Source organism: Luteococcus sediminum (genome assembly GCF_054783495.1).
The window spans coordinates 75110-91314 of sequence record NZ_BAAGQL010000001.1; the positions used below are offsets into that span (position 1 = coordinate 75110).

The 16205-nt window shown below is 68.1% G+C and carries 18 protein-coding genes and 1 tRNA gene; 14 read left to right on the plus strand and 5 right to left on the minus strand.

Annotated elements, in window-relative coordinates:
- Positions 1–55: 55 nt before the first annotated feature.
- From ACYVKA_RS00315 to ACYVKA_RS00325, 3 genes are all read left to right on the plus strand, one after another.
- A complete protein-coding gene (locus tag ACYVKA_RS00315; RefSeq protein WP_460702029.1) occupies positions 56–1282 on the plus strand; it encodes a hypothetical protein in 1227 nt (408 codons plus the stop codon).
- Positions 1283–1395: 113 nt separating this feature from the next.
- Positions 1396–1713 (plus strand): nucleotidyltransferase family protein, encoded by a 318-nt coding sequence (locus ACYVKA_RS00320; protein WP_343873359.1) that lies wholly within the window; start codon positions 1396–1398, stop codon positions 1711–1713.
- The gene (locus ACYVKA_RS00325) at positions 1710–2033 is read left to right on the plus strand and encodes a HepT-like ribonuclease domain-containing protein (protein ID WP_460702030.1); all 324 of its coding nucleotides are present in this window, start codon (positions 1710–1712) and stop codon (positions 2031–2033) included. The genes ACYVKA_RS00320 and ACYVKA_RS00325 overlap by 4 nt, the downstream gene beginning before the upstream one ends.
- 378 nt (positions 2034–2411) lie before the next feature.
- On the opposite strand, the gene ACYVKA_RS00330 is transcribed toward ACYVKA_RS00325, so the two are convergent.
- A complete protein-coding gene (locus tag ACYVKA_RS00330; protein ID WP_460702032.1) occupies positions 2412–3275 on the minus strand; it encodes a LysR family transcriptional regulator in 864 nt (287 codons plus the stop codon).
- 79 nt (positions 3276–3354) lie between these two features.
- Between ACYVKA_RS00330 and ACYVKA_RS00335 the strand changes: the two genes are divergently transcribed.
- From ACYVKA_RS00335 to ACYVKA_RS00345, 3 genes are read left to right on the plus strand one after another with little or no spacing between them, the layout of a single operon-like run.
- Positions 3355–3681 carry a hypothetical protein gene (locus tag ACYVKA_RS00335; RefSeq protein WP_460702034.1) on the plus strand — a complete coding sequence of 109 codons (327 nt, stop codon included), beginning with the start codon at positions 3355–3357 and terminating at the stop codon, positions 3679–3681.
- Positions 3660–4004, plus strand: coding sequence for an EamA family transporter (locus tag ACYVKA_RS00340; protein ID WP_460702036.1), 345 nt, complete (start codon positions 3660–3662; stop codon positions 4002–4004). Before ACYVKA_RS00335 ends, ACYVKA_RS00340 begins: the two co-directional genes overlap by 22 nt.
- Positions 3988–5334 (plus strand): MFS transporter, encoded by a 1347-nt coding sequence (locus tag ACYVKA_RS00345; RefSeq protein WP_460702038.1) that lies wholly within the window; start codon positions 3988–3990, stop codon positions 5332–5334. Before ACYVKA_RS00340 ends, ACYVKA_RS00345 begins: the two co-directional genes overlap by 17 nt.
- A gap of 45 nt (positions 5335–5379) precedes the next feature.
- On the opposite strand, the gene ACYVKA_RS00350 is transcribed toward ACYVKA_RS00345, so the two are convergent.
- A complete protein-coding gene (locus ACYVKA_RS00350; RefSeq protein WP_460702040.1) occupies positions 5380–6144 on the minus strand; it encodes a MerR family transcriptional regulator in 765 nt (254 codons plus the stop codon).
- Between the two features lie 16 nt (positions 6145–6160).
- Positions 6161–7066, minus strand: coding sequence for a DUF2268 domain-containing putative Zn-dependent protease (locus ACYVKA_RS00355; RefSeq protein WP_460702042.1), 906 nt, complete (start codon positions 7064–7066; stop codon positions 6161–6163).
- 142 nt (positions 7067–7208) lie between these two features.
- Between ACYVKA_RS00355 and ACYVKA_RS00360 the strand changes: the two genes are divergently transcribed.
- Together ACYVKA_RS00360 and ACYVKA_RS00365 are read left to right on the plus strand one after the other, a co-directional pair.
- Positions 7209–7646 (plus strand): GNAT family N-acetyltransferase, encoded by a 438-nt coding sequence (locus tag ACYVKA_RS00360; protein WP_460702044.1) that lies wholly within the window; start codon positions 7209–7211, stop codon positions 7644–7646.
- 229 nt (positions 7647–7875) lie between these two features.
- Positions 7876–8304, plus strand: a complete 429-nt coding sequence (locus ACYVKA_RS00365; RefSeq protein WP_460702047.1) for a GNAT family N-acetyltransferase — start codon at positions 7876–7878, stop codon at positions 8302–8304.
- Here ACYVKA_RS00365 and ACYVKA_RS00370 read toward each other — a convergent pair.
- A complete protein-coding gene (locus tag ACYVKA_RS00370) occupies positions 8272–8616 on the minus strand; it encodes a TraR/DksA family transcriptional regulator (protein ID WP_460702049.1) in 345 nt (114 codons plus the stop codon). The genes ACYVKA_RS00365 and ACYVKA_RS00370 overlap by 33 nt on opposite strands.
- Positions 8617–9304: 688 nt before the next feature.
- Between ACYVKA_RS00370 and mgtE the strand changes: the two genes are divergently transcribed.
- Positions 9305–10654, plus strand: coding sequence for a magnesium transporter (gene mgtE / locus ACYVKA_RS00375; protein ID WP_460702051.1), 1350 nt, complete (start codon positions 9305–9307; stop codon positions 10652–10654).
- A 9-nt stretch (positions 10655–10663) separates the two neighbouring features.
- The gene (locus tag ACYVKA_RS00380; RefSeq protein ID WP_460702053.1) at positions 10664–11581 is read left to right on the plus strand and encodes a DMT family transporter; all 918 of its coding nucleotides are present in this window, start codon (positions 10664–10666) and stop codon (positions 11579–11581) included.
- 49 nt (positions 11582–11630) lie between these two features.
- Here ACYVKA_RS00380 and zupT read toward each other — a convergent pair whose 3' ends face one another.
- Positions 11631–12428 (minus strand): zinc transporter ZupT, encoded by a 798-nt coding sequence (gene zupT / locus ACYVKA_RS00385; protein WP_460702055.1) that lies wholly within the window; start codon positions 12426–12428, stop codon positions 11631–11633.
- 104 nt (positions 12429–12532) lie between these two features.
- Between zupT and ACYVKA_RS00390 the strand changes: the two genes are divergently transcribed.
- The 4 genes from ACYVKA_RS00390 (at position 12533) to ACYVKA_RS00405 (ending at position 16183) form a co-directional block, all read left to right on the plus strand.
- The gene (locus ACYVKA_RS00390; RefSeq protein WP_394276389.1) at positions 12533–13402 is read left to right on the plus strand and encodes an SDR family oxidoreductase; all 870 of its coding nucleotides are present in this window, start codon (positions 12533–12535) and stop codon (positions 13400–13402) included.
- Positions 13403–13445: 43 nt separating this feature from the next.
- Positions 13446–14453 carry an acrylyl-CoA reductase family protein gene (locus tag ACYVKA_RS00395; protein WP_460702057.1) on the plus strand — a complete coding sequence of 336 codons (1008 nt, stop codon included), beginning with the start codon at positions 13446–13448 and terminating at the stop codon, positions 14451–14453.
- 89 nt (positions 14454–14542) lie between these two features.
- Positions 14543–14616 (plus strand) — tRNA-Gly (locus ACYVKA_RS00400).
- Between the two features lie 133 nt (positions 14617–14749).
- The gene (locus tag ACYVKA_RS00405; RefSeq protein WP_460702059.1) at positions 14750–16183 is read left to right on the plus strand and encodes an MFS transporter; all 1434 of its coding nucleotides are present in this window, start codon (positions 14750–14752) and stop codon (positions 16181–16183) included.
- Positions 16184–16205: the final 22 nt, after the last annotated feature.

Consider the following 16205-nt stretch of genomic DNA (forward strand, 5'->3'; position numbering starts at 1 on the left):
GCAGGGCCAATTGCCAGGGGTGTGCCATGAATGTCGCTGGTGGCAGGATGGATGCATGCGAAGCGACCTGGCCGACGAGGTCTTGCCCTTGATCCGCTCGAGTGGTGACCTGCATCGGTATCGGGCCGCCAATGAGCACGGCTACCAGATGCACGAGGCCGTTGACATCCTCGAGGAGGCGGTGGGCGTCGAGGATGCTTCGGTGGTCCATGACGTGTGTCAGCGGGCGTTGATGTCGGCGCTTCGGATCATCATGCGTGCCGATGATTCGGCCGGGATCATCGGGGACGTCTGTCAGCGTCTGATTGCGCTGCATCCGGTGACGGCCACGGCGGCGAAGGTGCCGGTGGCACGGCTGGTGGCATGGATGATGAAGTTCCAGTTCGACGAGGAGTGCGACTTCTTCACCTTGGATCCGGTGGCCTACGCCCCGGTGCTGGGGGAAGCGGGCATCGCGCGTTACCGCGCGGAACTGGCCCGACGACAGTCCGTCCTAGCTGGGTGTGTGCCTGCTTGTGACGGCTACTCGCATGAGCGTTTCGTGCTGGAGCACAATGCCCGCCGGCTCGCCGTGCTGGACCGTGATGTGGAGGCGATCATCGCCACTCATGCCAGGGACGGGTCAGTTTCGGCGTGGGCGCTGGAGACGGCTGAGGCATTCGTTGAGATCGCGGACGTGGAGCGGGCCATTGACTGGGCCCGGCGGGCGGCCTTGATGCCGCCCGAGCACCAGGCCCTTCGGGCAGGCAGATTGTGGCTGGACTTGCTGGCAGAACACCGCCCCGGCGAGGTGTTGCCGTCCAGCCTGGAGCTGTTTGAGCGATGGCCGAACCAGAGCACCGCGGCGCAGGTGCACGCAGCCGCGGGCGACAGATGGCCAAAACTGCAGCAGCAGGTGGTTGGACGCCTCATGGGGCGTCCGTGGGAGGCCGTGGCCTTCCTGTTACGCCAGCTGGCTGATGTGGATTCCGCGTGGCAGCTGGCCCACGAGCACGCGGACCTGGTGGGCGCTGGCCTGTGGGGCGAGCTGGCTGAGGCGAGGGGCGCCTCCCATCCCGACGAGGCTGTGCCTGTCCTGGTTCGGCTCGCCGACGAGGAACTCCGGGAGACCGGTGCGCAGCACTACCGTGTCGCGGCGAATCTCCTGGTTCGCGCCCGGCGGTTCGCCGTCGCCGCTGGCCAAGGCGATGATTTCGATGCCGTCGTTCGTGAGTTGCGCGAGGTCCATCGCCGTCGTCCGCGGCTGCAGCAAGAGTTCGACGCGGCCGGACTGGCAAGGTGAGCTGGCCGCAGTGAGCTCATCCGGAAGGCTCCACACCACTGCTTGGGCGGGGCGCTCCAAGTCGAGGTGCGGAAGGTCGCCGGCGCCTCGGGTCCACCGGCTACGATCAGTTCATGACGATGACTGTGGAGAGCCGGGATGCGCGCGTGCGTCTCGATGCGCATGCTCAGGGCATCGATGAGATCTTTCGCCGCTATGGTGCGGTGAACCCGCGCCTGTTCGGGTCGGTGGCTCGTGGTGAGGCGACCGCCAAGAGCGACATCGACGTGCTGGTCGATCTGGTTCCTGGTCAAGGCAATGACCTGCTGCGAATTGCGGGGCTGAGTGAGGAGCTGGGCGAATTGCTCGGCTGGCGGGTTGATGTCGTGGCGGCCTCGATTCTGCGTGATGGCGTTGCGGAGACGGCATTGGCAGATGCGGTGCCGTTGTGAGTCGGTCGGACGAGCAGCGGCTCAGCGACATTGTTGCGAGCATAGACAAGTGCCGTGAGTACGCGACGCACTTCGGTGACGAACAGCTCGGCGAAATGGCATATGAGGCGGTCCTGCGCAACTTGGCGGTGATTGGCGAGGCAGTTCGCGCTCTGAGCGACGAGACCAAGGACGCCATATCGCAGGTGCCTTGGCCAGCCATTGCGGGTCTGCGCAATGTCGTCATCCACGAGTACTTCCGCATTGACCGCGACTTGGTTGAAGACATCGTCCATACCCAGCTCGAAGGGCTGAGGGACGTCATCGACTCACGAGGCTGAGTCTGCGCACCACGTCTGAAAGAGATCCAGCCCACTCGCGACCGGGGTCGGGGCGGGCTGAACGGTTGGTTACAGGTTACCGCACACTCCCCGGGGCGGCTCCAAGGAATGGGGCAGCGCTCGCCGACCTGCGACGTGAGAGACTGGAACTCAAGTCCCGCGTATGTCCGACGGGGCGCGGCGATTCCCCAGAGGTCAAAGGGAAACGCCTAGTCAACTGGGGGAACGCGGGTGAAGTCCTTTGGTTTGAGTCCTGTCACCCCGACAGTTTTCGCGAGATCGATGACAAGGTGTTTTCCTTGGGTTGACCAAGGGGAACGCCTTGTTCCTTGTCTGTGTTCCCGCCTCCTCCAGGAGGCGCCTGCCTCTCGCGGCCGCTCAGCCCGCCACCAGGTCCAACAGTGCCTTGGCGGCCGGGGTGGGATTGAAGCCCTTCCATGCCACGTATTCGACTCGCTCGGGCCCGTCGAGGAGGGGGCGGGCCACCAGGCCGGCCCAGTCGGTGACGACACCTGGCGGCAACAGCGCGATGACCAGCCCGCGGGCCACGAGTTCGCCCAGCAGCGAGAGGTCTGCGCTCTCCATCGTCACCTTCCTCGTCAGGCCGGCCTCCTCGAAGACGCGGTCGGACTGGACGCGTCCCGTGCTCCCGTGGGGGAAGTCGACGAAGTCCTCGTCCACCAGGTCCGCGAGCGTGAGCTGGTGGCGCCCTGCGAGCGGGTGTGCGGTGGGGAGCACCACGTCCAGGCGGTGACGGCACAGCTCGCGGTGCGTTGTGTTGGGTGAGCTGGTGGCGGACAGCCCGAGGAAGGCTACATCCAGCCGGCCCCCGGTCAGGTCCTCCTGCATCCGGTCGCTTCCTGAGACCCGCAGGGTGATGATGACGTCGGGGTGCGCCCCGCGGAAGGTGGGCAGGAGGGCAGCTAGGTCGACGCTGGTGAGCGTCGAGACCGCCCCCACCCGCAGCGGCCCCCGCACGACCCCTTCGGCTGCGGCGGCCTGGGCGACGGCCTGCTCCGCGGCGTCGAGGCAGGCCTGGGCGTGGTGGAGGAAGGCCTCGCCTGCGCTGGTGAGCTCCACGCAGCGACTGGTGCGACGAAAGAGCTCGGTGCCCAGCTCCGTCTCAAGGGCCTTGACCTGGTGGCTGAGGGCGGACTGCACGACGAAGCAGGAGGCGGCCGCGCGGGTGAAGTTGCGTTCCCGTGCCACGGCCAGCACATAGCGCAGCTGCTGCAGCTCCATGGATCAATCGTCGTGCATGATCGCTGCGTTCGCAATCATGTGTTGGACGCATGATTGCTTGTGGCGTCAGGGTTGGAGCGTGACCTCCTACCGCAAGCTCGCCCTCCAGACGGCGTCGGCCCCCTTGGTGTGGGGCACCACATATGCGGTGACGACCCAGCTGCTGCCCGCCGGGCAACCGATGTGGGCCGCGCTGCTGCGATCGCTTTCCGGTGGAGTGCTGGCTGTGGCCGTGGCGCGCCAGCTTCCCTTCGGAGTGTGGTGGTGGCGCTCCCTGGTCCTGAGCGGGTTGAACATCGGGTTCTTCTTCCCCTTGCTGTTCATCTCCGCCGAGCATCTACCAGGTGGGTGGCTGCCACATTGGGATCCATCCAGCCACTTGCCGTGGCTGGCTTCGCAGTACTGATCCTCCTCCTTCCGACGCTCCTGCTGGAAGGTCTACCCCGCCGCGTCGGAGCGCCTGCCGTGTTGGGCTATCTCTGGTTGGCCCTCCCCGGCGGCGTGATCGCCTACACCGTATGGTTTCGGGGAATCCGAAGCCTGCCGGCCACTCCAGCATCGCTGCTGGGACTGCTCTCACCGTTGATGGCAGCCACGCTCGGCGTGCTCGTCGTGCATGATTCGCCGACACCGTGGCAGGTGCTGGGCTTCGCGTTGGCGGTGGGTTCCGTGGCAGCCGCCCACCTGGAGCCCCCGCGACCACGGAGGCGGCATGACCAGCCCCGATGAACGTGACCGTGCGGCAGCGGGAGCGTGGCGGATGTGGCGACTGGCCGTCGCGATGGTCGTCCTTGAGCTGATCGGCGGCATGCAGATCTATGTGTCAGCCACCATCACACCCATGCTGGCGGCCGAACTCGGCGGCCAGCACCTCTACGGACTGTCTGCGGCCGCAGCCCAGACCACCGTCTTCCTGTCGCTGCCGCTGGCGCCCGCGATGATGCGCCGTTGGAGCGGGGCACGGCTGTTGACCGTCTTCACCCTTGTCGGTGTCCTCGCCGCCGTCGCCGCGGCACTGGCGCCGACGATGTGGGCCTACATCGCAGCCCGCGTCATCTCGGGCCTCGCCTCGGGAGCCCTCGCTGGTGTGGGCATGGGCGTTCTCGCGCAGGAACTGACCGGCCGCGCCCGCCGCTTCACGCTCGCCGCCAACAACCTCGTGTGGGTCGCGTCCTCACTGGCAGGACCCGTCTACGCCGCGTGGATCGCCAATGTCTTCAGCTGGCGCATCGCCCTGGTCGCCTACCTGCCGTTGCTGGTCCTGGCCAGGGCAGTCATCGTCCGCGAGCTTCGCGCTGCCCAGCCCGCCAGGGAAGGTGAAGGGGAATCGATCCCCGTGGCGTGGGCAATCACACTGGCCAGCGGAATGCTGCTGCTCGGGCTCCGACCCGTCACCTCGCCCCTCGGCTTGCCCCTGGTCGTCGTCGGTCTCACGCTCGCCGGCGTGGCAGCGTTCAAACTCCTGCCGCGGCCGGTGCTCGACCCGAGGACCACGGGCGCCCCGGCGGCCACTCGCGCCTTGGCCTGGAGTGCAGCGCTGCTCTTCGGAGCCGAGGCGATCGTCACCATCGTCGCCCACGACGCATTGGCCTTCGATGCGCGCCGCATCGGGGTGCTGCTCACCAGCGGTGGGCTGGCGTGGTCACTCGTCGGACTCGTCACAGCCGCCTGGCCAGCGCCGCTGGCACGCTTCCGGTGGCAGGGCAGCATCGCTTTCCTTGCCATGGGAGCCGGCGCCGCCGCACTGGCCTGGGGCAGCACCGGGCACCTTGGCGCCTTCCATGCGGGCTGGATCGTGATGAACCTCGCCATGGGCGCCATCTTCCTGGACGCCATGAGCATCGTCTTCGACCCCGAAAGCCCCAATGCAGAACCGCCCGCGACGGCAGGTGCCACCGTCGCCTTCATCGAGTCACTGGCCGGCGCCACCACCGGCACCCTTGCAGCAGGGCTCGTCTCCGGCGGTGCCCACCTGGGAAGCATCGCCTTCCTGGCGCTGGCACTGGCATCGCTCCCCGCAGCTCACGCGAGTTGGAGGACGGCATCAGGGCCGGGGTGATCGTAGGGACCGACTCATGACCCAGGTGCGCCCGGCCGGTGCTGATCAGCCGCGCTGGGCGTGGTGGCGCAGTGCCTCGGCAGCGAAGCTCGCGGCATCAGCTCCCCCGAAGACGGGATGGAAGTCTGGGCTGCTGGCATACAGGTTGGCCATGCCGGTGAGCATGGCGCGGGTCCTGTCGGCGTCGCCGGTGTGCCCGGGCGTACCGGGGATCTGGGCGAACCAGGCGGCGTGGGTGGCTGCGTGCAGCTGGGCCTGAGTGCTGAGGGGGGAGACACCCGACTGGTGGAGCTCACCCCACCGGGCCAGGAGCCGCTCGGCGTCGGCCTGGAACTGACGCTGCTGGGCGATCGTCTTGGCATGCCACCACTGGTTGGACTGTTCGAAGACCTCGCGTCCCCACCGCTGGGCCACCTCGGCTTCGTAGCGGTCGTTGAAGCCCTCGAGCATCAAGTCCATGCGCGGTTGGCGTCCCTCTCGTCGCATCGCCAGGGTGTGCTCGACAGAAGCAATGCGCCGCACGAGCGCTTCCTGTTCACGTTCAAGGCGTGCCAGGTGTTCCTCCAATGCGGTGATCTCGGCCTGCGGGTTCGTGTCGGTTGCCAGCGCTTCGCCGATCGCAGCCAAGCCCAGTCCTGTCTCGCGCAGGAGAAGGATTCGTTGCAGGCGTGCCACCGCGGTAGGCCCGTAGTAGCGATAGCCGTTCGCGCCGATCCGGTCCGGGGCGAGCAGACCGATCTGGTGGTAGTGGCGAAGCGTCCTGCCGCTGATGCCGGCACGGTCGGCGAGTTCCTGGACGGTCCATTCCACGGCCACGGTCCTCCTGTCACTGCGCGGGTGCTGCCAGATCCAACTGTGGCAGGGCGACGGACAGGATCTCGGCTGCAGGTGTGGTCACTGATGTGGCTGCTGACCTCCCAGTGGCCTCGAGATAGGCCGTGACGATCCGGGCTCCCGCCGCGTAACCGGCGCCGGTGGGAAGCCCGACCGGTGCCGCGCCGAACAGGCGGGCACTCACGTCGCCCAGGACCCACGCCGCGAAGTCCTGCATTCCGGTCACGTCGAGGCCGTCGCAGACGCGCCGCAACACCGTGTCACTGGTGCGTGTCTGGTCGCTGACGAAGTGCGTGAACCCCTGTTCGCCAGCGAGTTCGACGGCGAAGAGGTCTGCCAGTCCCTCGGCTACCACGTGCTCGCCGACGGTGACCGTCCGCGGATTCCATACCACGCCGCCCGGTGAGTAGCGAACGTTGTGGTGCAGCTCGTGCAGGGCAATGCCTTCCAGGCGGTCCAGGACCTCGTCGGTCGGCCAGATCGTGAGGGCGATGAACCCGCTGATGCCACCGAATGCTGACAGGCTGCGGATCTCATCCATGAAGTGCTTGTTCGCTGGGTCCCCGAGCGCGAGCAACACGGTGAGGTCGGGAAAGGTCAGTGCCGGATTGGCCGAACCCAGAGCCTGCAGCCCCGCGTCGAGCGCTCGCTCCACGCGGCCCCAGGCGTCGGCCCGCTCCAGTGCCTCGATCGCACCCAGGACCTCGGCCGTGTCGACGGCGGGTCCGAAACCGAAATTCTGGGTGTGGACCGCGACCAGGTCCGGGCCGCCAGGGATGAAGAAGTACATCCCAGCCATCGGTTCCCACAATCTGCGAGCTGCCGCCTGCCATCCGGCGAGTGACTGGCCCACCATCGCCCGCATCCCGGCAGCGCTGTCAATCATCGTCACTGTCATGCCTGCGACGCTAGGCATTGACGTTGCGTCAAGGTCAACCCTGACCGTCAACCAACGCCTCGGCCAGGGAAGCGGAATGAACCGGCCGCCGGGGGCGAGTATTCGCGTGCGGTGCTCGGCGTTGCCGGCCTAGTCTCGGGGCATGCCTGTGGCAACCGTTTCCGTGTGGGATCCCGACACCGTGCTCGCGACCGACGACGTCGTCGAGCTCTACGACGCGGTGGGCTGGACCGCGTACACGAGGGATCCGGGGCAGCTGATGAGGGGCATCCGGGCTTCGCTGCGGGTCGTCCTGGCCCACGACGGCGGCGGGTTGGTCGGTCTGGCGAGGATCGTGGGGGACGGTGCCACGATCTGTTATCTGCAGGACGTGCTGGTCGATCCGAACGCGCGGCGTCAAGGCCTGGGGCGTCGGCTCGTCGAGGAGGCTTTCGCGCCCTATCACGATGTGCGCCAGCACGTCCTGATCACCGATGAGGAGCCCGGACAGAAGGCCTTCTACGAGTCCTTGGGCTTCACGCACCTGGGCAGTGCGACGCCCGGTTGTGCCTTCGTGCGCTTCAACGCCGGGACGGAGTGAGGGCGGGTGAGCCACATGGCGCGCGAGCTGGGCGATCTGGTGCTCCACTGCGGTGCGGTCACGCTGCGTCTAGCCACCGAAGAGGACGATGACCTGTTGGTCAGTCTCCTACCCGACGACTTCGACCATGACCCGACCTACCCGCGTGATGACTCCCACTCGTTGCTCGAACACCGTCAAGCCTGGCTGCGCCACTGGCTGGAGGGCTTCCGGCACCCGGTGAACCCGGATGACTGGTTCCTGCCCTTCGTCGTGGCGCGATGGCGTCCCGGTCGGTTTCCAGGTCCTGGAGGGCAGGGGTTTCGAGGAGCGTCGCGAGGTCGACTCCTCATCCTTCCTAGTCCCATGGGCACGACGACGAGGGCTGGGTGTCGCCATGCGCACCGCGGTCTTGTTCCTGGCCTTCGAGGTGCTGGGTGCAGAGCGTGCCGTGAGCGCGGCACGGCCCGACAATGTTGCCTCCCGCCGTGTGAGCGAACGTGTCGGCTACGTCCCCACCGGACGCAGGGTCCCGGTGGTGGCCGGCGCGCCCAGACCTCTCGACACCTATGAACTCACCAGTCAGCGGTGGTTCTCCCTGGGCCATCCACAGGTCCAGGTGAGTGGTTCGCTGCCGTCGGGCGTCTCAGCCGTCGGCGTGCTCCACGCATCGAACTGACCACGGACGAAATTCAAGGCGCGCCTCCCCGATGGGGGCCTGGCAGACGTCGCACTGGCCGTAGCTGCCCTTGTCGAGCTTGGTGAGTGAGCGTTCCACCTGGTCGAGGACCCCGGCGAGGGTCTGGGCGGTGGAGGCGTCGGCCATCTGCTGGATGGCCTGGGTGGTTCCCTCACCGATGCGCTTGCCGAAGCCGATCGTGGCGCCGCCCTCCGGTGGTCGGGTCAGGTCGGTGATCTGGGCTCGCAGTTCCTCACGCTTGGTTTGGAGCTCGGCTCGGATCTGGGCGGGGTCGAGGGACGGATCTGACATGCCCAGACCCTAGCCCAGGGGCCAAGCCGAACTCCTTGCTGTTGTCCCCCACGAGCGAGAACCAGGTCACTGCAATCGTTCGGATTCGTCGGCGATGGACCGGACGAAGGCCAGCAACTGCCTTTCGAGGGTGGCGGGCGGCATGAAGAGCGGTCTGCCCCGGGCCGGAGCAGACCACGTCCGTCGGCAGTTCCGGGCCTCCGATGTCAGCGCACCGCCTCGCGGGGGGAGCAGATCTGGAAAGTGGTGCCCGTCGGATCAGCGATGGTGGCGATGCGGCCGAGGGGGAATCCGGGCCGTCGAGCAGCCGACCGCCCAAGGCCTGGTCTCCCTCGGGGCGCATCGAGTCGAGTGGGAGTATCCCGAGCACGCCGATTCTGGGGTCCTGGCCGACCCAGTCGGCAGCCTCTTTCGTGTCATCGGCACCAGCCGCCGCTGAGTCCGTCCCAAGCTCCTCCTGTGCTCCGAAGCGGCAGTACTGGACCTGGTCACTCGTCCTGTGGGCATTTTCGGGTGGTCTTCCAACCGCAAACGCCTACAAGATGACACGGAGGCCGTGTCCAGGCTCGCTGCATCCCCACTCCAGACCTGAGCACATCCGCAGCACACCCACCGGTGAATCGCCGCGGCTAGACTGCCCCCGGTCGCGTCTGGGGGTTTCCGGGCGACCAACCAACTCGGAGGCAACATGACGGCGGACTCGTTGATCGACCTGGATGGCAGCATCCGCAGGGCGCTGGATCGGCAGGACCTGGAAGCCGTCGCCTCCCACCTGCGTGGCCTGTCCACCGGCGATGTCACCACCCTGATGAACCGCCTCGACCTCTCACAGCGCGCCATGCTCTTTCGCACCCTGCCGAAGCTCGAGGCCCTGGCGGTCTTCGACCGGCTCGACCCCTCCTTGCAGGCCGACCTCATCACGGGGCTGCAGGACGAGGACGTCGCCGCGGCCTTCGCCGCAATGGAGCCCGATGACAGGGCCGAGCTTCTGGACGAGCTGCCCGCCAATGTCACCACCCGCCTCCTGGAGGGCCTCTCACCCACCGAGCGGGAACTGACGAACATCGTCCTGGGCTATCCAGACGGGGTGATCGGGCGCCGGATGAGCCCTGAGTTCGTCACCCTGCGACCCACCATGAGCGCTGCCGAGGCGATGCAGGCCGTCCAGCGGCACCTCCACGACGCAGAAACCATCTATCTTCTGCCCGTACTGGGTGACGAGCGCCAGCTGGAAGGCATCGTTCGCCTGCGCACGCTGATGCAGGCCGAGCCGTCGGTGTCGATCTCCCAGATCACGAGCCCCACTGACTCGGCGACCGCCACGGAGCACGAGGAGGTGGCGGCTCGCCGCTGTGCCGACCAGAAACTGCTGGCCATGCCCGTCGTGGACCAGGAGAACCGCGTGGTCGGCCTGCTGACCGTCGACGACGCCCTGCAGATCCTGGAGGAGGCCGAGTCGGAGGACCAGGCGCGCATGTCCGGCTCGGAGCCGCTGCGCCGCCCCTACCTGGCCACGCCGATCACCGAGATCGTGAAGGCGCGTGTGGTCTGGCTGCTGGTGCTGGCCGTCGGCGCGACGCTGACGGTCCACGTCCTGGAGAACTTCGAGGACACCATCTCCAAGATGGTGGTGCTCTCGGTCTTCGTTCCCCTGCTGATCGGTACCGGCGGTAACACGGGCAACCAGGCAGCCACCACCGTGACCCGTGCCCTGGCCCTGTCCGACGTGCACCCCCGCGACGTGCTGAAGGTGCTGGCGCGTGAGGCCCGCGTCGGTGCCCTGCTCGGTCTGCTGCTGGGCACCCTCGGACTGGTGATCGCGTCGATCTTCTACGGGCTGGGCATCGGGGCGGTGATCGGGCTGACACTGTTGAGCATCTGCACCCTGGCCGCCACGGTGGGCGGTGCGATGCCCCTGCTGGGCAAGTCGCTGGGCATCGACCCGGCCGTCTTCGCCAATCCCTTCATCAGCACCTTGGTGGATGCCAGCGGCCTGATCATCTACTTTCTCATGGCCAAGGCTGTCCTGGGCATCTAGATTCCCCGGGTGATCGCCCTCCTGCTCGGCCTGAGTGCCGGCTCCGCCCTGACCGTCCAGTCCAGCGTCAATGCGCGGCTGCGGCGCTCGGTCGGCTCGCCCTTCGTCTCCTCGCTGGTCTCCTTCGTCATCGGCACGCTCTTCCTCATGGGGGTCGTGGCGGTCGTCGACCGGAGGATCAACCTCGGTGCTGCGATCGACGGGCCGTGGTGGATCTGGCTCGGCGGCGCGCTCGGCGTCTGCTTCCTCACCATGAACCTGCTGATGATGCCGCGCATCGGCGCCGTGGAGACCGGCGTCTTCCCACTGGTGGGGCAGGTGGTGATGGGACTGGTCATCGACTCCGCGGGCATCCTGGGAGCCCCGCACCATGCCTTCACGACTCTGAGGGCGCTCGGCGCGGTGCTGGTGCTGGCCGGCGCCTCGGCGGTGGCGATCGGCGGCGCCCGCAACCACGCCCACCAGCCCCATCACGGCCACGTGTGGTTCTGGCGAGTCGGGGGAGTGGTGGCCGGCATGATGTCGGCAGCCCAAACCTCCATCAACGGCCGGCTCGGCGTGCTCGTCGACTCGCCACGCGCTTCGGCACTCGTCTCCTTCTGCATCGGCACCCTCGCCCTGGTGCTGCTCAACCTGGCCCTGAGCTCCCGCCCGAAGCTGGAGGTCCCGGCCGGGGAGCGCGGCAATCCCTGGTGGATGTGGACCGGCGGCCTGCTGGGAGCCCTCTACGTGATGGTCAATGCGGCACTGGCTCCCACGATCGGCACCGGGATGACGATCGTGCTCAGCCTGCTCGGCATGACCTTGGCCTCCGTGGTGGTCGACCGCTTCGGACTCCTGCACAACCCGCCCCGCCCGGTGGGGCCGATCCGGCTGGTGGGACTGCTCGTGCTCGTCGCCGGGGTGGCGATGATTCGCTTGTTGTGAGCCGAAGCCCGAAATGCGGGTGTTCCATGCCCGACAGCCCGGCACACTTTCAGGCCATCAATTGCAGTGAGATGGCCATGACCGCCATCCCCGCCACCAGCCCGTAGACGGCCGCATGGTGCTCGCCGAACTTCTCGGCGGTCGGCAGCAGTTCGTCGAGGCTGACGAAGACCATCACCCCGGCCACGGTGCACAGGCTCAGCCCAATCATCTCGGGCGAGATCCAGGAGCGGAGGGTGAAGTAGAGCAGGGCGGCCCCCAGCGGTTCGGCCAGGCCCGATCCGAGGGCATAGGCGAAGGCGAGCCGGCGCGAGCCCGTCGCCGCGAGGATCGGCAGGGCGACGGCGATGCCCTCGGGGATGTTGTGGATGGTGATGGCCACGGCGATCGGGACCGCGGCGCGCAGGTCCTCCAGGCCGGTGACCAGGGTGGCGAAGCCCTCGGGCATGTTGTGCAGGGTGAGGATGGCGGCGGTGATCAGCCCGGTGCGCATCAGGGCCTGGGCGCGGAGCTCGTTGGCGCCGCTCGGTTCCTCGTCCGACGGCTCGTGCGGGTTCAGGGGTGCGGGGACCAGCCGGTCGATCGCCATCACCACCGCGATCCCGGCGAAGAAGGCGCCCAGTGCGAGCCACTGACCGCCGCGGCCCTCGAGGCTGCGGGAACCAGTGGGAAGCAGTTCCATGAAGGAGACGTAGAGCATCACCCCTGCCGACAGCCCCAGGCCCGAGGCGACCAGACGGTGCGAGGGGGAGCGGCGAGTGATGACGACCAGTCCGCCCAGGGCCGTCGCCAGTCCGGCCAGGATGGTCAGCAGGAAGGCTGCCTGGGTGGTGTCGAGAGCTCCCATGGCGGGATCCTAGTCAGGACTGCCTGGGTGGTGTGGACCGCAAAGCCTTACGCCGAGGAAGAACGAGGGCCACGCCCGGCGCTGTGCGGCCCTAGCGTGGCTGCATGGACATCGACACTTCCCGCATGGACTCCATCCCCGCCCAGCAGCAGCAGTGGCCCGGTCTCACGACCCTGCTCGATCCGCCCGCCGACCACGGCGAGACCAGCTACATCGGCCGCGGACGACTCGAGGGCAAGAAGGCCCTGATCACCGGCGCAGACTCCGGCATCGGACGGGCCACCGCCATCGCCTTCGCCCGCGAGGGCGCCGACGTGGCCATCGGCTACCTGGAGGCCGAGCAGTCCGACGCCGACCAGGTCAAGCAGCTCATCGAGGCCGAGGGGCGCACCGCCGTGCTGGTGCCCAAGGACCTTCGCACCAAGCAGGCCAACCAGGAACTGGTCGAGGCCGCCGTGCAGGGCCTCGGAGGGCTGGACATCGTCGTGGCCAATGCCGGCTACCACTGGGGACGCACCGAGGGCCTGGCCGAGATCGGCGAGGACGAGATGCGCCAGGCCGTCGAAACCAACCTGTACGGCACCGTCTGGCTCTGCCAGGCCGCGCTGCCGCACCTCGGCAGTGGATCGGCGATCGTCATCACCACCTCGGTGCAGGCCTACGACCCGTCCGAGAGCCTGATGGACTATGCCGCCACCAAGGCGGCCCTGAACAACCTCACCGTTTCGATGGCCGCCGACCTGGGCCCGAAGGGAATTCGGGTCAATGCCGTGGCTCCCGGGCCGATCTGGACGCCGCTGCAGCCGGCCACCAAGACCGAGGAGAGCGTCGAGGGCTGTGGCGCCGACACGCCCCTGGGCAGGGCCGGGCACCCGATCGAGGTGGCCACCGCCTATGTCTACCTGGCCAGCGACGAGGCCAGCTATGTCTCTGGTAGCGTGCTGGGCGTGACTGGCGGCAAGCCCGTCTTCTGAGCCAGCCGCCACGCCAGGCCCACTGCGCACACCAGGAGGAGACGTGGAGAAGTTCACCGGATGGATCGTCCGCAAGGACGGGGCGACGGCCACCGCCGCCCTGGAGTCGCTCGACATCGCCCTGCTCGACGAGGCCCCCGAGGGGGCCGACGAGCTCGACGTGCGGGTGCTCCACTCCAGCCTGAACTACAAGGACGCGCTGGTGCTGCACCGGCGCCCCGGTGTGGTGCGCCGCCACCCCCTGGTGGCAGGCATCGACCTGGTCGGCGAGGTGGTGGCCAGCCGCGACGACTCCTTCACGGCCGGCGACGTCGTGGTCCTCAACGGGGCGGGGCTCTCCGAGACCCTGCACGGCGGCCTGGCGACGCGCGCCCGGATCGGGGCCCGTGACGCCGTCACCGTGCCCGATGCCTTCACCCCCAGCCAGGCGGCCGCCATCGGCACTGCCGGCCTGACCGCAGCCCTGAGCATCCTGGCGCTCATCGATGCCGGCATCACGCCCGACGACGGCCCCGTCCTGGTCACCGGCACCGGCGGCGGGGTCGGCTCGGTCGCGGTCTCGATGCTCGCCGCCCTCGGCCACGAGGTCCACGCCGTGACCGGTCGGCCCGACGAGTTGGGCGAGCAGCTGCGCGCCCGCGGAGCGGTCGAAGTGGTCGCCCGTGCCGAACTCGACCAGCCCGGCCGGCCGCTGGCACGCCAGCGCTGGGCCGCCGCGGTGGATGCGGTCGGTGGCCACGTACTCGTCAACGCCCTGGCCGGGCTGTACGACGGGGGAGTGGCCACCTGCTGCGGCAATGCCGCCGGGCTCGACCTGCCGGCCAACATCGCCCCCTTCATCCTGCGCGGCGTCAGCCTGCTCGGCATCGACTCGGTGCGCATCGACCCCGAGCTGCGGGCCCGCGCCTGGCAGCTGCTGGCACAGCATCTCGACGGGGCCCAGCTCGATCAGATGACCCGCACCGTCGCGCTGGCCGAGGCCCAGGAGACGGCCCGGAAGCTGCTCGAGGGGCGCGGCACCGGCCGCACGGTGGTCGACTGCCAGGCATGAGCAGCTGCCCGCCCAGAAGTGTCGAGGGCCAGTGCTTTCGCGCACCGGCCGAGGATCGGCTAGTATTGCGGGGCCTGCCCAGCAGGCGCGCGGATGTAGCTCAATGGTAGAGCCCTAGTCTTCCAAACTAGCTACGCGGGTTCGATTCCCGTCATCCGCTCCACTGGACGCAGCTGGCCCGCCCCACCTTGGGGCGGGCCAGCTGCATTTGATCCGTGGGCAAGTCCCGTTTTTCCCTGTCGCGTCCAGTCCGCGGCCCTATGATGGGCGAAACATCCCAGGTCGGAAGGACGCCCATGGACTCCAACCGCACCGTCGCGGAAGCAGCCAAGGAGACCGAATCCCTCCCCATCAATGTGGGGGCCATCGTCGGCTTCCTAGTGCTGGTGGAGTTCTGCAGCGGCCTCGTGCAGGGCTTCTATCTCCCCCTGTTCAATCGGGTGGCCGAGCACCTGGCGGTCAGTGATGCCAACATCATCTGGTTCAACTCGGTCCAGACCCTGTCAGCCGCGATTTGTGTCCCGGTGCTGTCCAAGCTCGGTGACATCTTCGGCCATCGTCGCATGTTGCGCATCGCGCTGCTCTCGGTGCTGCTCGGCACACTGATCACGGCACTCGCCCCGAGTTTCGCCCTGGTGCTCGTCGGACGGGTGCTGGTCGGACCGCTAGCCGTGTGGCTGCCCCTGGAGATCGGCATCGTCCATGCCCGGCTGCCGGGGGAGCACGGCCGACGGGGCATCGGCCTGCTGGTCTCTGCCCTCACCCTGGGCGGCGTGATCGGATCCTTGGTCGGTGGCATGACCGGCGCCCTGCCGATCGAGACCGTCCTGCTGCTCCCGCCCCTGGCCGTGCTGGTCTCGACCATTGCGGCCTTCACGGTCATCCCACCTGGCTCGGCTCCCACTGGCGCCAGTATCGACTGGGGCGGCTTCGTCCTCCTGGCCGGCTGCATGGCGACGCTGCTGCTGGGGTTGAGGGGCGCGCAGGCCCATGGCTTCGGTCACACGAGCAGCCTTGCCTGGTTGCTGGCCGCCGCCGTCCTGCTCGCCGTCTTCATTCCGTGGGAGCTGCGCCAGCACGAACCGGCCGTGAACCTACCTCTGGTTGCCTCGCGGGAACTCTGGCCGATCTACGTCACCACCTTCCTGCTCGGCGCCTCCCTGTTCGGCACCCAGACGGTGGTGACCACCTTCGTGGGTGCCGAGCCGGCGCAGACCGGGTACGGCTTCGGCCTGCCTCCGTCACGGATCAGTTGGATCAGCGCCACCCTGTTGGGGAGCTGCGCCGTGGCCGCGGCGGTCTTCCCGGCGATCGCACGCCGGATCGGGATGCGGTCGACCATGGTCCTGGGCGTGGTGCTGGCGGCGCTCGCCAATGCCAGCCTTGCACTGGGAGCCTGGAGCCTACTGGTCCTGGTCTTCGCCGCCCAGCTGGTGTGCGGGCTGGGCAGTGGACTTCTGCTGGGTGCGATCCCCGCCATGATCGCCGAGTTCGCCCCCTCAAGCGAGACGGGCATCGCCACCGGTATCTACAACACGCTCAAGACCCTCGGCGGCTCGGTCGCGGGAGCCGTCTTCGCCGTGGTGCTCACTTCATTCACCCCAGCCGGGTCCCACATCGCCACGCTGGGCGGCTACCGGTCGATCTGGTGGATCTGCGCCGCCGGCTTCCTGGTCGGCCTGGTGCTCCTGGTCCTGGTGCGTCCACGCCGCGGGCCCGCCAACCACTGACCTGGACCTTCGGAAGACCCAC

What these genes read in the sequence shown, in the direction of transcription:
- mgtE (WP_460702051.1), top strand. Translation starts at nt 9,305, where the DNA reads ATGACGGCGGACTCGTTGATCGACCTGGATGGCAGCATCCGCAGGGCG.
- ACYVKA_RS00390 (WP_394276389.1), top strand. Translation starts at nt 12,533, where the DNA reads ATGGACATCGACACTTCCCGCATGGACTCCATCCCCGCCCAGCAGCAG.
- ACYVKA_RS00355 (WP_460702042.1), bottom strand. Translation starts at nt 7,066, where the DNA reads ATGACAGTGACGATGATTGACAGCGCTGCCGGGATGCGGGCGATGGTG.
- ACYVKA_RS00365 (WP_460702047.1), top strand. Translation starts at nt 7,876, where the DNA reads ATGACTGGTTCCTGCCCTTCGTCGTGGCGCGATGGCGTCCCGGTCGGT.
- zupT (WP_460702055.1), bottom strand. Translation starts at nt 12,428, where the DNA reads ATGGGAGCTCTCGACACCACCCAGGCAGCCTTCCTGCTGACCATCCTG.
- ACYVKA_RS00405 (WP_460702059.1), top strand. Translation starts at nt 14,750, where the DNA reads ATGGACTCCAACCGCACCGTCGCGGAAGCAGCCAAGGAGACCGAATCC.
- ACYVKA_RS00345 (WP_460702038.1), top strand. Translation starts at nt 3,988, where the DNA reads ATGACCAGCCCCGATGAACGTGACCGTGCGGCAGCGGGAGCGTGGCGG.
- ACYVKA_RS00360 (WP_460702044.1), top strand. Translation starts at nt 7,209, where the DNA reads ATGCCTGTGGCAACCGTTTCCGTGTGGGATCCCGACACCGTGCTCGCG.
- ACYVKA_RS00330 (WP_460702032.1), bottom strand. Translation starts at nt 3,275, where the DNA reads ATGGAGCTGCAGCAGCTGCGCTATGTGCTGGCCGTGGCACGGGAACGC.
- ACYVKA_RS00315 (WP_460702029.1), top strand. Translation starts at nt 56, where the DNA reads ATGCGAAGCGACCTGGCCGACGAGGTCTTGCCCTTGATCCGCTCGAGT.
- ACYVKA_RS00320 (WP_343873359.1), top strand. Translation starts at nt 1,396, where the DNA reads ATGACGATGACTGTGGAGAGCCGGGATGCGCGCGTGCGTCTCGATGCG.
- ACYVKA_RS00370 (WP_460702049.1), bottom strand. Translation starts at nt 8,616, where the DNA reads ATGTCAGATCCGTCCCTCGACCCCGCCCAGATCCGAGCCGAGCTCCAA.